Consider the following 15793-nt stretch of genomic DNA (forward strand, 5'->3'; position numbering starts at 1 on the left):
GGAGGAGGTGAACTGCCGTCGCGACCATGACCAGCGCGGGCAGCACGACCTCCTCCGGCGGAGCGCTAGGGGACGAGGACCTGGCGCCTGCCGTCCCGATCACCGCGCCGCCAGGCCTCCTCGACCTCGGCGAGCGGGACCTCCTCCACGGCGACCTTGAGCGCCCCGGAGCCGGCGAACTCGCACAGCTTCCCGAACGCCTCCATCCGCACCTCCGGCGGGGCGAAGCCGCCCGAGCCGGTGAGCGTCACCGGGGCGCTGCGCAGCACCTCGGCGGGCAGCTCGACTGCGGGCCCGGCCATGTCCCCGACCTGGACGATCCGGGTCTCGTGCTCGGCGGCCTTGAACTCGTTGCGGGTGAGCGCGGCGAGCAGGGCGTTCATCGGCGGCCCCCACAGGTAGTCGACGACGACGTGGAAGCCCTCGTCGCCCGCCTCGGCGCTGAACGCGGCCGCCAGCTCGTCCTCGGGCCGGTCCAGCGAGATCAGCGCGTCCGCGCCGAGGCCCGTCAGCGACTCCAGCGCCTTCGGGTCGCGCCCGGCGGCGACCACGCGCCCGGCGCCCAGCAGGCGGGCCATCTGGACCGCGAGCCGCCCGGTCACCCCGGTGGCGCCGAGCACCAGCACGGTCTCGCCCGCGGCCAGCCGGCCGCGCCAGGCGAGCGGCAGGTACGCCGCCATGCCGGGGTTGATCAGCGCGGCGGCCTCGGCGTCGGAGAGCCCGCTCGGGATGGGGGCGAGCATCCAGTCCGGCACGACGGTGCGCTCCGCCATCGAGCCGTAGGGGGCCCGCGGCAGCCCGAAGTAGACCCGGGCGCCGCTCATGCTGATGCCGACGCCGTCGAGGCCGCACACGATCGGCAGGTCGCCCTCGGCCCCGCTCGTGTAGTGGCCGCCGGACGCGCGGGCGCGGTCCACCCGGTTGAGGGAGGCCGCCCTGACCTCCAGGAGGGACTCGCCCTCCCGCGCCACGGGATCGGGGAACTCGGCGTAGCGGGGCGTCTCCCCGAAGGCACTGAGCACGGCGGCGTGCATGCTGCACCACCTCAACCTTTCGTCCTGGAGTGCGAATCCATATTCACCGAATTGGGATTCGCTGATACCGTATTCAGTGTGGAGGTGAGGACCCGCGGTGTCAAGCCACTCGGCCCCCACCAGCCCCACCAGCCCCACCGAGCCGCCGGGCCGCGCCCGCGGCCGGCCAGTGAAAGGCGGATCCCGGCACCATGGACTCGATCTCGACCGCGCAGAAGTGGGGGACGCTGGCGATCGCCCTGATCGGCGGCCTCATCCTCGCCATCGACATGACCGCGCTGAACCTCGCGATCCCCCGGCTGGTCACCGACCTGCGCCCGTCCGCCACCGAGGTCCTGTGGATCGGCGACGGCTACGGGTTCGCGCTCGCCGCGCTGCTGATCACCATGGGCTGGATCGGCGACCGGATCGGCCGCAGGCGGCTGCTCCTCATCGGGGTCGCCGCGTTCGCCGGCACCTCGCTGCTGACCGCGTACGCGCCGAGCACCGAGCTGCTGATCACGGCCCGGGTGCTGCTCGGCGTCGCGGGCGCGTGCTTCATGCCGCCCGCGCTCGGGCTCATCCGCAACGTCTTCCGGAGCCCGCAGGAGCGCACGATGGCGATCGGCGCGTTCTCCGGCGTCAGCGCGCTCGGCGCGGGCCTCGGCCCGCTCGTCGGCGGTGCGCTGCTGGACCACTTCTGGTGGGGCTCGGTCTTCCTCTGCAACGTGCCGATCATGCTGGTGATGCTGGTCGCGGGCCTGGTGCTGCTGCCGGAGTCGCGCAACCCGGACTCCGGGACGCTCGACTTCCCCAGCGTCGTGCTGTCCGCCGCCGGAGTGGTCGGCTGCATCTACGCGATCAAGGAGATCGCCGCCCACGGGCCGGACGGGACGCGCGCGGCGATCGGGCTCGCCGGGCTGGCGCTGCTCCTGGTGTTCCTCCGCCGGCAGACCAGGCTGGCCGACCCGCTGATCGACATCCGGCTGTTCCGGATCCGGGCGTACTCCGGCTCCATCGTGGTCAACATGATCGCGATGTTCTCGCTGGTCGGCCAGGCCCTGGTGTTCGCCCAGTTCTGGCAGCTGGTGCTCGGCTGGTCGCCGTGGCAGGCGGGCCTCGCCGGGCTGCCGGGCGCCGTCGGCGGGATGATCGGCGGCGCGGCGCTCGCGCCGGCGCTGCTCAACGCGGCGGGCCGCGCCCGGGCGATGGCGGCCGGGCTGGGCATCGGCGCCGCCGCGTTCGCGGCCGCGGCCGTCGTGCTGCACGAGGACCTCGACTACCTGCCGGTCCTCCCGGTGATCCTGGGCACCGGGCTCGGCATGTCGGTCGCGCTCGCCATCACCTCCGACACGCTCCTCGCGACGGTGCCCAAGACCCGGGCCGGCTCGGCGTCCGCGGTCTCCGAGACGGCCTCCGAGCTCGGCGGCGCGCTCGGGCTGGCGCTGCTCGGCTCCGTGGTCAACGCGGTGTACCGGGCCCGGATCTCGGTTCCGTCCGGCATCACCGGGCACCCGGCCGCGCAGGTCCGCGACTCGCTGCCGGGAGCGGTCGAGGCGGCCGCCGCGCTGCCCGCCGACCTGGCCGGGGAGGCGCTCGCCGCGGCCCGCTCGGCGTTCGTGACCGCCATGCACGCCGAGCTGTACTGCAGCGTCGCGCTCGCCCTCGCCGGCGCGGTCATCGCGGTGGCGACCCTCGGCTCGGTGCCCAAGGTCATCCCGGACGAGCCCGGGGCGCCGGACGCGGAAGGGCCGGACGCGGAGGGGATCGAGCCGGGGAGCGCCGTCACCGACGCGGTGTGACGGCGGCGGTCAGCGCCCCAGCCAGCGCGGCGGGCGCTTCTCCGCGAACGCGCGCGGGCCCTCGACCGCGTCCGCGCTGTGCATCCGCCGCTCCTCCCAGACGTACCGGGTGGCGAAGGCCCGCTCCAGCGGCAGCGTGGCGGACGTCTGCGCCGCCTCCTTGATCGCGCGCACCGACAGCGGCGCGCAGCTCAGCACGTCGGTGACCCAGGCGTCCACGCACTCGTCCAGCCGGCCGGCCGGCACGACGTCGTTCACCAGGCCGTACTCCAGTGCCTGCCGGGCGGGCAGCCGGCGGCCGGTGATGAGCAGGCCCATCGCCGTCCGGTACGGGAGCTGCCGGGTGAGCCGGAAGACGCCGCCGGCGCCGGGGATGAGGCCGAGCCGCGCCTCGGGCAGCCCGAACTCCGCGTGCTCGGCGGCGATGACGAGGTCGCAGGCCAGCGCGAGCTCGAAGCCGCCGCCGAGCGCGTAGCCGTTGACCCGCGCGATGACCGGCTTGGCGAGAGAGAACCGCTCGGTGAGCCGCGGCCAGCCCGGCTTGCCGCGGCTGCCGAAGGTCGACGGCCGCGCGGTGCCCTCGGCGTCCCGGGCCGCGACCTCCTTGAGGTCCTGCCCGACGCTGAACGCCCGGTCGCCCGCGCCGGTGAGCACGGCGACCCACATCTCGTCGTCGGCCTCGAAGTCGTCCCAGATCCCGGCCAGCTCCTCGTGCATGGCGAGGTCCATGGCGTTGAGGACCTCCGGCCGGTCGAGGGTCACGTAGGCGGCGTGCCCGCGCTTCTCATACCGCACTGGCAACGCCGGCTCCCTCCCTGATGGCGCAGACGGCGAAACCCGTCCCGATGGACGCCCCGACCTCGACGGCCAGGCCGCTGACCGTGCCGGTCCGGTGCGCGGTGACGGGCTGCTCCATCTTCATCGCCTCCAGGACCAGCACCAGGTCGCCCTCCTGGACGAGGTCGCCGTCGCGGACGGCGACCTTCACGACCGTGCCCTGCATCGGCGCGACGAGCGTCTCGCCGGACCCGGCGGCCTTCGCGGCGTCCCGCCGTTTCGGCCTGGCGGCGGGCGGGCCGGGCGGAGTCGCCGCGCGCAGCCCGAGCCCGGACGGCACGCGGACCTCCAGGCGCCGCCCGCCCACCTCCACCACGACCGTCTCCCGCGGCGGGGCGGCCGCATCGGCGCCCGGCTCCCCGGCGTGCGGCTCCCCGGTGTACGGGGGGACGGCGCCGGCGAACTCGGTCTCGATCCAGCGGGTGTGGACGGTGAAGGGGCCCGCCGAGCCGGTCAGCTCGGGGGCGAACGCCGGGTCGGCGACCACGGCCCGGTGGAAGGGCAGCACGGTGGGCAGGCCGCCGACCTCGAACTCGGCCAGCGCGCGGGCCGCGCGCCGCAGCGCCTGCTCGCGGGTGGCGCCGGTGACGATCAGCTTGGCGAGCAGGGAGTCCCACGCGGGCCCGATCACGCTGCCGCTCTCCACCCCGGAGTCCAGCCGAACGCCCGGACCCGACGGCGGGGCGAAGGACGCCACGGTGCCGGGCGCGGGCAGGAAGTTGCGCCCGGGGTCCTCCGCGTTGATCCGGAACTCCAGGGAGTGCCCGCGCACCGCCGGGTCGCCGTACCCGATCTCCTCGCCGGCGGCGATGCGCAGCTGCTCCAGGACGAGGTCGATCCCGGTCACCTCCTCGGTGACCGGATGCTCCACCTGGAGCCGGGTGTTGACCTCCAGGAACGAGATCGTCCCGTCCGTGCCCACCAGGAACTCCACCGTGCCCGCGCCGACGTACCCCGCCTCGCGCAGGATCGCCTTCGACGCGTCCCGCAGCCGCCGGTCCTGCTCCGCCGTCAGGAACGGGGCCGGCGCCTCCTCGACCAGCTTCTGGTGGCGTCGCTGGAGGGAGCAGTCGCGGGTGGAGACGACGACCACGTTCCCGTGTGCGTCGGCCAGGCACTGGGTCTCCACATGCCGGGGCCGGTCGAGGTAGCGCTCCACGAAGCACTCGCCCCGGCCGAAGGCGGCGACGGCCTCCCGGACCGCGGACTCGAACAGCTCGGGCACCTCGTCCATCGTCCGCGCCACCTTCAGGCCGCGCCCGCCGCCGCCGAACGCGGCCTTGATCGCGATGGGCGGCCCGTGCCGCTCGGCGAACGCCAGCACCTCGGCGGCGTCGCCCACCGGGCCCGGGGTGCCCTCGACCAGCGGGGCGCCGACCCGCTCGGCGATGCGCCGGGCGGCGACCTTGTCGCCCAGGTCGCGGATCGCCCGCGGCGGCGGCCCGATCCAGACCAGGCCCGCGTCCAGGACGGCCTGGGCGAACCCGGCGTCCTCGGAGAGGAAGCCGTAGCCCGGGTGGACCGCGTCGGCCCCGGAGTCGGCGGCGGCCCGCAGGACCTTGGCGGTGTCCAGATAGCTCGCCGCGGGCGTGTCCCCGCCGAGCGCGAACGCCTCGTCGGCCGCCCGGACGTGGACGGCGTCCCGGTCCGCGTCGGCGTACACGGCGATGCTCGCGATCCCGGCGTCACGGCAGGCCCGGATCACCCGGACCGCTATCTCGCCGCGGTTGGCGACGAGGACCCTCTGCAGCGCCACCGCAGCCTCCTCTCTTCGGTGCTTGCGTCGAATCTCCTGTGCCGCCGGCCGGACGGCCGGTTCAGAACGGCGGCCGCCACGCGGGGTGCGGGCGGGCCGCCCACGAGCAGGCGGGGACCGGGATCCGCGCCGCGGCCCACCGGCTGCGCGCGGCGGCGGGCCGGGCCGCGGGCTCCGGGGCCGCGAGCGCCGCGGCGAGCACGACGGTGAGCGCGGCCACCTCGTACGGATCGGGATCTCCCCGGACGATGCGGATCGCCGGTGCGTCGGGCGGGTTCACTGCGGCTGGTTCCCGTGCTTGCGGCTCGGCAGCGCGGCGCTCTTGGCGCCGAGCATGGCGAGCGCCTCGACGAGCCTGGCCCGGGTCTCGCCCGGCTCGATGACGTCGTCCACGAGCCCGCGCTCGGCGGCGTAGTAGGGGTGCATGAGCTGCTCCCGGTACTGCGCGACGCGGAGCCGCCGCACCCGGTCGGGGTCGTCCGCGGCGGCGATCTCCCGCCGGAAGATGACGTTGGCGGCGCCCTCCGCGCCCATCACGGCGATCTCGTTGGCCGGCCACGCGAACGACAGGTCCGCGCCGATCGACCGGGAGTCCATGACGATGTAGGCGCCGCCGTACGCCTTGCGCAGGATCACCTGGATGCGCGGCACGGTCGCGTTGCAGTACGCGTACAGCAGCTTCGCGCCGTGCCGGATGATCCCGCCGTGCTCCTGGTCGACCCCGGGCAAGAAGCCCGGCACGTCCACGAGGGTGACCAGCGGGATGTTGAACGCGTCGCACATCGCGACGAACCGGGCGCCCTTCTCGGACGCCTCGATGTCCAGCACCCCGGCGAGCCGGGCGGGCTGGTTGGCGACGATCCCGGTCACCTGGCCGCCGAGCCGCGCCAGCCCGCAGATCAGGTTCTCCGCCCACCGCTCGTGCACCTCGGTGAAGTCCCCGTCGTCCACGATCTCCTCGATGACCTCCCGCATGTCGTAGGACTGCCGCGAGTCGGCGGGGACCAGGTCGAGGAGCCGGTCGGTGGGCCGGTCGGCGGGGTCGGCCGGGGGCAGCGCGGGAGGCTGCTCGCGGTTGTTCGCGGGCAGCAGCGACAGCAGGTAGCGGACCTCCTCCAGGCACTCGGCCTCGTCGTCGTGGACGAAGGCCGCGACCCCGGAGGTCGTGGCGTGCACGTCGGCGCCGCCGAGGGCGTCGTGGGTGATGGTCTCGCCGGTGACGCTCTGGATCACGTCGGGGCCGGTGATGAACATCTGCGAGGTGTCGCGGACCATGAAGACGAAGTCGGTGAGCGCGGGCGAGTAGGCCGCGCCCCCGGCGCAGGGTCCGAGCATGACGCTGATCTGCGGGATGACCCCGGAGTTGCGGACGTTGCGCTGGAAGATCCCGCCGTATCCGGCGAGCGCGGAGACGCCCTCCTGGATCCGGGCGCCGGCGCCGTCGCACAGCCCGACGACGGGCGCGCCCGCGGCGGCCGCCAGGTCCATCAGCTTGTGGATCTTCTCGGCGTGGGCCTCGCCGAGCGCCCCGCCGAAGATCCGGAAGTCGTGCGCGTAGACGAAGACCCTGCGCCCGTGCACCGGCCCCCAGCCCGTCACGACGCCGTCGGTGTAGGGCCGCCGGTCCTCCAGGCCGAAGCCGCTCGCCCGGTGCCGGCGCAGCCCGTCGATCTCGGTGAACTCGCCGTCGTCGAACAGCAGCGCGATGCGCTCCCGGACGGTCAGCTTGCCCCGCGCGCGCTGCTGCTCGGTGGCCTTCTCGCTCGGGCCGCGGCGCGCCTGCCGCCGCCGCTCCCGCAGCGCCTCGACGGCGGCCCGCGCGTCCGGCTCCGGCCCCGCCGGGACCCACTCCCCGGCGGCCAGTTCGGCGGCGAACGAGGGATCCTCCTGGACGGTCGTCATCTCATCACCTTCGAAAGCTCTCGGATCGGGTCAGATCGCGGGGGGCGCCGGCTCGTCTCGGGTCGTGACCCAGCGCCATTCGGTGAACTCGTCCCAGTGGTGCAGCGCGCCGTGCCTGCTTCCGTTGCCGGACGCGCCGAGCCCGCCGAAGGGGACGTACGCGTCGTCCTCGATGATCGGGTCGTTGATGTGCACCATCCCCGCGCGGAGCCGCCCGGCCAGCGCCTCGGCCCGCTCGGGCGCGCCGGTGACGATCGCGGCGACCAGCCCGTGCTCGCCCTCGTTCGCGAGGTCGACGGCCTCCGCGGCGTCCCGGGCCCGGACGATCGGCGCGACCGGGCCGAAGATCTCCTCCCGGAACGCCGGCATCTCGGGCGTCACCCCGTCCAGGACGGTCGGCAGGTAGCACAGGTCCCGGTAGGTCCCGCCGGCCAGCACCCGCGCCCCGCGCGCCACCGACTCGGTGACGATGCGGTCGACCCGCTTGAGCTGGCCGGCGTCGATGAGCGGGCCGAGCCGCACGTCCTCCCGCCACGGGTCGCCGACGGTGAGCTCGGCCGCGCGCAGCGCCAGGAGCCCGGCGTAGGAGTCGGCCACCTCGTCGAGCACGATGTGCCGGCCCGCGGACATGCACACCTGGCCCTGGTGGAAGAACGAGCCGAACGCGCCGATCCCCGCCGCCGCCGGAAGGTCGGCGTCGGCCAGCACCAGCAGCGCGTTGTTCCCGCCGAGCTCCAGCGAGACGCGCTTGAGCGCGCGCCCGGCCCGCTCGCCGATCTCCCGGCCGACGGCGGTGGACCCGGTGAACGCGATCATCGCGACGGCCGGGTCGTCGACGAGCGCGGCGCCGGCGTCGGCCGCGCCCGGCAGGACGTGCAGCACGCCCTCCGGCAGCCCCGCCTCCTCGAACAGGCGGGCGATGAGGAGCCCGCCGCAGACGGCGGTGCGCGGGTCGGGCTTGAGCACGACCGCGTTGCCGAGCGCCAGGGCGGGCGCGACCGCGCGCATCGCCAGCACCAGCGGCACGTTCCACGGGCTGATCACGCCGACCACGCCGACCGGCGCCCGGTGCGCGACGCTCCGCCGGCCCGGCGACGGCGGCAGCAGGTGGCCCGGCGGCTGGCCGGGCAGCCCCGCCGCCACGTGCAGCTCGTCGGTCACGGACTCGATCTCGAACTCGGCCTTGCCGCGGGTGGAGCCGCTCTCCCGGACCAGCCACTCGGCGAACTCGTCCCGGTGGGCCTGCAGCAGGGCCGCGGCGGTGCGCATGACCCGGATCCGGTCCCGGTGCCCGGCCGCCGCCCACGCCGGCTGCGCGGCCGCGGCGAGGTCCGCGGCGCGGCGGACGTCGGCGGGGCCGGCGAGCCCGACCGTGCCGAGGACCCGGCCGGTGGCCGGTTCGACGGCCTCGGCGGCGCCTCCGCCGGGCCGCCGCCAGCCGCCGGAGCTGACCGTCCCGTCGGGGGCGCCGGAGCGCAGCAGTCTCGTCATGGTCACTCCTCCGGGTCGGTCCGGTCGTCATGGCCGGTGATCGGGACCTCCACCAGCCGGGGCCCCTGGGCGGCGGCGGCCTTCGCGACCGCCTCCGCGAGCTCGGTGAGCGAGCCGGCCCGCTGGGCCGCGATCCCGAACGTCCGCGCGGCCGCCAGGAAGTCGACCCGCGGCGGCGCGAGGTCCAGGCACGCCTGGGCGGCGGTCCGCCCCGGCTCCGGCCCGCCCCGGGAGTCGAGGGTGTCCTTGAGCGTGCGGTACTCGCCGTTGTTCATCACCACGAACGTCACGGGGACGTCCAGCCTGGCGGCGCTCCACAGGCCCTGCAGGCCGAACAGCGCGCAGCCGTCGCCGAGGACCGCGACGACCGGGCGCCCCGGCGCCCCGAGCGCCGAGCCGACGGCCGCGCCGATCCCGTGGCCGAGGCCGCCGCCGACCGTGTGGACGTACGACCCGGGCGCCCTGAGCCGCAGCGCCTCGCGCAGCAGGATGCCGGAGGTGATCGCCTCCTCCACGACGACGGCGTCGCCGGGCAGCGCGCCGGCGATCGCGCGGACGGCCGCGGCCGGGTCCAGCCGGCCGCCCGCCGGGGGCTCGGCGGCCGGCGCGTCCCGGAGCGCGGCCCGCTCGGCCGCCTCCTCGCGCCGCCGCCGGGCCGCGGCCCGGTCGGGGCGCAGCCCCGCGGCGAGCGCGGCGAGGCTGGGCCGGATCGCGCCGGCCACGCCGACGTCGGCCGGGAAGTTCCGGCCGATCTCCGCCGGGTCGCTGTCGAGCTGGACGACGGCGGTGCCGTCCGGGATGGGCGCGGCCGGCGTGTAGTGGTGCGGCGTGAAGGCGTGGCACCCGGCGATCAGCACCGCGTCGTGCCCGGACAGCGCCCGCCGCACGGCCTCGTTGCTGGGGCCGAGCATCCCGGCGTGCAGCGGGTGGCCGAAGGGGAAGTCCAGCCCGTCGTGGAGGGGCTGGTGGTAGACGGTGGCGCCGAGCGCCTCGGCGACGATGACCAGCTCGGCCACCGCGCCCTCCCGGCCGACCCCGTCGCCCGCCACGATCGCGGGCGCGGCGGCCGCGGACAGCGCCTCCGCCGCCCGGCGCAGGCTGCGGGGGTCGGCCGGGCCGGGCGTCCCGACGTCGCCGCGCTCCGGCACGGGGACCGGGGTCCGCTCGGCGAGCAGGTCCATCGGGACGGACAGGAAGACCGGCCCGGCGGGCGCGCGGCGCGCCGCGGCGAACGCCCTGCGGAGCAGGACGGGCAGATCGTGGCCGTGCTGGACGTCGTGCGACTCCTTCACGGCCGGCCGGGCGAGCGCGGCCAGGTCGGCGGAGAGCATCGGGTCCTGGACCAGGTGCCGCCGGTCCTGCTGGCCGGCGAGGACGACCAGCGGCGTGCGCGACCGGCGGGCGTTCAGCAGCCCGACGAGGCCGTTGGCGGTCCCGCCCCCGGCGTGCAGGCTGGCGACCGCCGTGCGGCCGGTGGCCCGGGCGTACCCGTCGGCCATCGCGACGACCGACGCCTCCTGCACGCCGAGCACGTACTCGATCCCGGGGTCGCCGGCCAGCGCCTCCAGCAGCGGCAGCTCGGTCGTCCCCGGGTTGCCGAACACCCGGTCCACACCCTCCTCGCGGAGGATGTGGAGCAGTGCCTCGACCGGCGTGCGCATCATGACGAGCGGCCCGCCCGCCGTCCGACCTTGGAGATCACGTCCTCGCCGTACAGGCGCAGCGACTGCTCGAGCGCGAACTCCGCCATGTACCTGCGGAACGCGTCGAACGACTCCTCGGTGGCGTGCAGGATGCGGCGGTTCGCCAGGACGGCGGGGGAGTCGAGGCGGCGCAGCGCCGCGGCCAGGGCCGCGTCCATGTCCTCGGCGGGAACGACCTCGTCGAACACCAGCCGCCCCTCCGGGCTGGAGGCCCAGATCTTGCTGCCGGAGAGCAGCACCTGCCGGGTGAGCCGGGCGCCGGTGTGCCGCCCCAGCCGGAAGTTGCCCGCGCCGGGGACGATGCCCTCCTGCGCGGCGGGCAGGCTGAAGTAGGCGTCGGACGCGGCGAGGACGTGGTCGAAGACGAGCACCAGCTGCGCGCCGCCCCCGATGGCGAACGCGTCGACGGCGGCCGCCCAGGGCTTGTTCGTGAACCGGTGCGGCCAGCGGGCCGGCCCCGGCGGCAGCAGCCCGCGGTAGATCTTGTGGATGTAGCCGAGCTCCCGGCCCATCAGGAAGCCGGTGAAGGAGAGCCGGCCCTCGTGCAGGTGCTTGAGGTTGATCCCGGCGCTGAACACCCGGCGCCCCGCGTACCGCGGGTGCGTCATCACCCCGCCGCGCAGCGCCGCCACCCGGGTGCGCGGGTCGAGCAGGACCAGGTCGACCGCGGTCTCCATGTCCGCGATGAGCTCGTTGTCCTCGGCGTTGAGGCAGTGCTCGTTGAGGACCGTGAGCTGCGTCGCGCCGTTGTCGCGCTCCACCCGCACCGCCCCGAGTTCGACGAGCCCGCTCGCGGTGAAGCCGTCGGCCAGCTCCAGCGCGCGCGGCGTCGGCATGAGCATGCTCTCCATGAGGTGCGTGCCCGCGGCGGGGGAGCCGAGCACGGCGGACAGGAACACGCCCTGATCGATCTCGTGGCCCTCCTTCGCGCCCTGCGTCAGCTCGGCCTCCGCGGCCAGCTGCTCGCGGGTCGGCACCAGGCCGGGGAACCGCTCCGCGGCGGCCAGCGCCAGCTCGGTGACCCGCGGGCGGCGGCGCCCGTGGTCGGTGAGCTCCGCGTACACGGCCTCGACGTGTTCGGCGAGGAACGCGGAGCGCGCCCGCCTGGCGGCGACTTTGGCGTCCTCGGCCCGCGCCTCCTGGTCCGGGTCCCGCAGCGGCTTCGGGGGCAGCTCGGCGAGTGCCTTCTCGGCGGCCGCGGCGAGGCCGGCCAGCCGCTCCGCGTCGGCGGCGAGCTCACCCGTCCAGGCGGGTGCGGTGATCTCCTCGGTGCCGGTCATCGGTCCTCCTCGTCCTCATCGGCCCGGCTCTGCCGCAGCGTCCGGTCGACGGCGGACAGGTGGACGCCGAGCGCCTCCTCGTGGCTGCTGACGGCGGCTTCGAGCAGCAGCCTGCGCCGCACGGCCACCTCGGTGCCGGTGAGCTCGGCGGCCCGCGCCGCCGCGGCGGCGACCGAGACGGCCGGGTCGTCGGTCACCTCGTCGAGCAGCCCGAGCGCCAGGGCCTCCGGCGCGTCCAGGCGGCGGCCGAACAGCGCCATCCGCCGGGCGGTCGCCAGGCCGACCTGCTGCACCAGCCGGTGCAGCGCCATGCCGGGCCAGAGCAGCCCCTCGGTGCGGGCCAGGCTCAGCCGGACGTCCGGCGCGCCGATCCGGTAATCGGTGGCCAGCAGCAGGTCCAGCGACTCGCCCGAGCACTCGCCGGACACCACCGTGATGGTGGGGACGCCGAGCCGCTCCAGGCGGCGCACCGCGCGCTCCCACTTGTTGACGAGGCCGACGTCCACCTCCTCCGCCCACCCGCCGAGCGGCGCGGAGCCGGGTCCCGGGCCGACCAGTTCGAGCATGACCGGGCGCGGCGGCGCGGCCTCCTCCGCCCGGTCGCACAGCTCGCCGATCTCGGCGACGACGTCGGCGGCCGAATGGTACGGAACGTCCAGTTGAAGACGCAGGCAGATCACATCGTCCACCGGACTCGGACAATCGTCGGTTGCCATTTCGTTCCTCATTTCTTCGGCTTATCGGCTGGCCGGCCCGCGGTCGTTCAGCAGCGGACCAGCGCGGTCTCGATCGTCGATCCCGGGCCCATGGTCATGAACACGGCATGGTCGCCGGGACGCACCACGCCCTCGTTCCGCAGCCGTTGGTAAGAGAAGAGGAAGGAGCCGCTCGACAGGTTTCCGAAATCGCGGAGAACTTCGTTTGTATGGCGCACGTCGTGCGCGGTGAGACCCAGATTGACCCGGACGGAGTCGATGACCTTCTTACCGCCCGAATGAACGATCCAATGCGCTATGCGGGAACGGGCGATGCCATTCTTGTTCAGCAGTCTTCCGACCGCCTCCTCGGCGTGCGCGCCGATGACATAGGGTACTTCCCGGTCCAGGAAGAAACTGAACCTGCCCGCGTCGTCGTCCCAGTCGAAGCGCATCGCGTCGATGGCGTCGGGAATCAGGTGGCTGGAGAAGTCCAGCAGTTCCGGCAGGCCGGCCCCGGTGCCGTCCGGCCCCTCCCCGGCGCGGACCGCCAGCGCCGCCGCCCCGTCGCCGAAGAGGCTGTTGACCACGGACGTGCGCATCGTGCCGTCGAAGACGTAGGCGGCCGAGCACGCCTCGGTGCACAGCAGCACGGCGAGCTCGCCGGGGTGCGCGGCGGCCCATCCGGCGACGGCGGTGAGCCCGTTGAGCCCCGCGTTGCAGCCCATCCCGACCACGTCCAGCCGGGCGCAGTCGGGGTCGATGCCCAGCTCGCGGATCAGCAGCGCGCTGAACCCGGGCGTCAGGAACCCGGTGGAGGAGACGCACACCAGGTAGCGGATGGCGGCGGGCTCGGCGCCGGCGTCCTTCAGGCACTCGCTGAGCGCGCGGCCGCCCATGTCCAGCCCCTGCGCGCGGTGCTTGGCCAGCAGCTGCCCCTGGGTCTCCGGGCGCCGGACGCCCTCCGGCCCCTCGGGCGGAAGCGTCAGATAGCGCCGCTCGATGGCGCTGTTCAGAAAGACCGAGCGGATCTTCGGATCCGTTATCCGGAATTCTTCGAGCAGTTCTTCCTGCGTATACGAGTTGTCCGGAACGGCCGTGCCGACGCCCAGGATCCGCGGCCGGGGGGCGGCCGGCCCGATGGTGTGCGCCGCCGCCCCCGCGGGATGATGGGATGTGCTCTCGGCCGTATGGCGCCCGGCCGCCGTTAGACGCGCCATCTGACTTCTCCGATTTCCCGAAGGATCATGTTCTCCCGGTGTGGATGTGAGCCATGTCACGGGAGTACGATGACCACCCCTGATCTCTGAGCGGCACCATAACGACCCCTTGCGGGAAATGGGTATCCGGGATTCACAGGTCGCCGGGGTCGCGCCCGTAGGGGTGCTTAGGGGGTTGCGTCCCGGTGTCTCAATGCGGATCCGCGCGGATGTTTGCGCACCAGCCCGCCGCGACCTGGGAACCGTGGAGAAATTGCCGAAGACTTTCGTGCGGGCCGAGCCGCGCGGGGGACGCGGGAATCGGGGGCTCAGGACTGCCCGTCGTGCGCCGCCATCGAGTAGGGGAGCATGATGTCGGTCAGCACGTTGAGCACCTCGGGCATGCACTCGTCGAGGAAGAAGTGGCCGCCCGCGAAGATGCGGAGGTCGAACCCGGCGGCCGTGTGCCCCTGCCAGGCGCGCGCCTCGTCGATGGTGGTGCGCGGGTCGTGGTCACCGACGAGGGCGGTGATCGGGCACACGACCGTCGCGTTCGGCTCGGGCCGGTAGGTCTCCACCGCCCGGTAGTCCGCCCGCAGGGCGGGCAGGATCATCTCGAACAGCTCGGGGTCCTGCAGGAACACCGGATCGGTCCCGCTGAGGAGGCGCATCTCGGCCGCCACCCCCGAGTCCGGCATCCGGTGGACGGCCTCCGCCCGCGAGGTGGAGGGCGCCCGGCGGCCGGACGCGACGAGCATCTCGGGGCAGCGGAAGCCGCGCCTCCGCAGGTCCAGCGCGACCTCGAACGCGACGAGGGCGCCCATGCTGTGCCCGAAGAGGACGTACGGCCGGTCGAGCCGGCCGGCCAGCACCCCGGCCAGCGAGCCCGCGAGGGCGCGCACGTCGGTGCAGGCGGGCTCCCGCCTGCGCTCCTGGCGCCCCGGGTACTGCGCGGCCCAGACCTCCACCCAGTCCGGCAGCGCGGCGGAGAGCCGGAAGTATCCGCTCGCCGATCCCCCCGCGTGCGGGAAGCACACCAGGCGGACGTCGCTGCGGGTGCGGTCGTGGAAGGACTTGAACCATTTCTCGAAGCCACTCGATGATCCGGTCACAAGGCGACCCCCTCTGAACAGGTTTTATGTGGAGAACGGTACTTGACTTGACCTGAAGACAGAACCCCCTGTGAAGTGACGCGTCGACCCCTTGGTGAAACTTGCAACCCCGGCTCCGAACCCTATTCGACGGCTTCCGGGCGGCTTGCCGGGGCCGTCTCCGAGAGTGCGTCGCCGACGACCGCAGGTGATCGTGCAGACCAGCCCGCGGTGCGGACTCGGTGCAATTTGGACCCGGTGCAATTTGGACTCGGTGCAATTCTCACCGAATCGGGGTACGGCCGGACCGGCCCGGAGCCGCGCGCTCAGGCGCCGGCTCGGGCGTCCGGCCTGGAACGCTCCAACAGCCCGCCGGGGCGCCTCGCGGAACCGTCGGCGCCGCCGCCTGCGGATCCTTCGCCCGGCGCCCGCCCGGACCGGGGCCGCCGACCGGATGATCAGTAGGGAAGAGCCCGATCAATGGATTCGCTACTTTCCGTGCATTACTGCTTGCATTCCGTTCGCACAACTCGGTCTCTTGACACGATCAGGTGCCCTGGATACATTTTGAACGCTGATTCGCTGAATCCATGGTCGATGAACCGAGAGTCGGCTTTGGCTCCCGAGGCATGGCGCGCTCACCGCCGCGGCCCCGCGGCGGGGGTGGGCGCGCCGTGTGAACACCGGTGCCGCGTACGGCCCTGAACACCGCCGCGCCCGGCGCCGGATATCTATTTAATATTCAATCGAGGCCCCCCGGTCGCGATGCGGACCGTAGCACGTTGTGCTCGGATTGTGTATCCGCTGCAAGAGGTTCCCGTCAGTCATTAGAGCCGATTGAGAATCAGAAAGGCGTTGCGCGGGTTCTGCGGCGCGAAAGCGGCGGTCGTGCGCGTTCGGCGGCGGCGCGGCGGTCGCACTCTTTACTCCCGGCTTGTTCGCTCACTCGCGATGGATATTCTCTTGATTTCTGTCCAAGGACCGCTTACTTTGCCACTTGGCGGAGATCAGAGTTCGCTTTGTT

General features: G+C 74.1%; 12 protein-coding genes. 1 reads left to right on the plus strand and 11 read right to left on the minus strand.

The window, feature by feature from the left end:
• Positions 1-65: 65 nt before the first annotated feature.
• Positions 66-1034 carry a quinone oxidoreductase family protein gene (locus ABTW95_RS16975; protein WP_396448197.1) on the minus strand — a complete coding sequence of 323 codons (969 nt, stop codon included), beginning with the start codon at positions 1032-1034 and terminating at the stop codon, positions 66-68.
• A 191-nt stretch (positions 1035-1225) separates the two neighbouring features.
• Between ABTW95_RS16975 and ABTW95_RS16980 the strand changes: the two genes are divergently transcribed.
• Positions 1226-2815, plus strand: a complete 1590-nt coding sequence (locus ABTW95_RS16980; RefSeq protein WP_396448198.1) for an MFS transporter — start codon at positions 1226-1228, stop codon at positions 2813-2815.
• A gap of 9 nt (positions 2816-2824) precedes the next feature.
• On the opposite strand, the gene dpgD is transcribed toward ABTW95_RS16980, so the two are convergent.
• The 10 genes from dpgD to ABTW95_RS17030 form a co-directional block, all read right to left on the minus strand.
• A complete protein-coding gene (gene dpgD, locus ABTW95_RS16985; protein WP_396454009.1) occupies positions 2825-3610 on the minus strand; it encodes an enoyl-CoA-hydratase DpgD in 786 nt (261 codons plus the stop codon).
• A complete protein-coding gene (locus ABTW95_RS16990) occupies positions 3600-5402 on the minus strand; it encodes an acetyl-CoA carboxylase biotin carboxylase subunit (RefSeq protein WP_500226733.1) in 1803 nt (600 codons plus the stop codon). Before ABTW95_RS16990 ends, dpgD begins: the two co-directional genes overlap by 11 nt.
• 67 nt (positions 5403-5469) lie before the next feature.
• Positions 5470-5688: an acyl-CoA carboxylase epsilon subunit gene (locus tag ABTW95_RS16995; RefSeq protein ID WP_396448199.1), complete on the minus strand. Its 219-nt coding sequence runs from the start codon at positions 5686-5688 to the stop codon at positions 5470-5472.
• A complete protein-coding gene (locus ABTW95_RS17000) occupies positions 5685-7310 on the minus strand; it encodes an acyl-CoA carboxylase subunit beta (RefSeq protein WP_396453989.1) in 1626 nt (541 codons plus the stop codon). The genes ABTW95_RS16995 and ABTW95_RS17000 overlap by 4 nt, the downstream gene beginning before the upstream one ends.
• Before the next feature lie 30 nt (positions 7311-7340).
• Complete coding sequence (locus ABTW95_RS17005; protein ID WP_500226727.1) at positions 7341-8801, minus strand: aldehyde dehydrogenase family protein; 1461 nt, start codon at positions 8799-8801, stop codon at positions 7341-7343.
• 2 nt (positions 8802-8803) lie between these two features.
• Entirely contained in the window at positions 8804-10465 is a 1662-nt protein-coding gene (locus ABTW95_RS17010) for a thiamine pyrophosphate-binding protein (RefSeq protein WP_396448202.1), read from the minus strand.
• Entirely contained in the window at positions 10462-11784 is a 1323-nt protein-coding gene (gene dpgC, locus ABTW95_RS17015) for a (3,5-dihydroxyphenyl)acetyl-CoA 1,2-dioxygenase DpgC (protein WP_396448203.1), read from the minus strand. The genes ABTW95_RS17010 and dpgC overlap by 4 nt, the downstream gene beginning before the upstream one ends.
• Positions 11781-12473, minus strand: a complete 693-nt coding sequence (gene dpgB / locus ABTW95_RS17020) for an enoyl-CoA-hydratase DpgB (protein ID WP_396448204.1) — start codon at positions 12471-12473, stop codon at positions 11781-11783. Before dpgB ends, dpgC begins: the two co-directional genes overlap by 4 nt.
• A 74-nt stretch (positions 12474-12547) precedes the next feature.
• Complete coding sequence (dpgA, locus tag ABTW95_RS17025) at positions 12548-13759, minus strand: 3,5-dihydroxyphenylacetyl-CoA synthase DpgA (protein WP_396453988.1); 1212 nt, start codon at positions 13757-13759, stop codon at positions 12548-12550.
• 248 nt (positions 13760-14007) lie between these two features.
• Positions 14008-14790: a thioesterase II family protein gene (locus ABTW95_RS17030; RefSeq protein ID WP_396448206.1), complete on the minus strand. Its 783-nt coding sequence runs from the start codon at positions 14788-14790 to the stop codon at positions 14008-14010.
• Positions 14791-15793 lie beyond the last annotated feature (1003 nt).

It is taken from the genome of Spirillospora sp. NPDC127506 (genome assembly GCF_040302145.1).
Classification (GTDB): Bacteria; Actinomycetota; Actinomycetes; order Streptosporangiales; family Streptosporangiaceae; genus Spirillospora.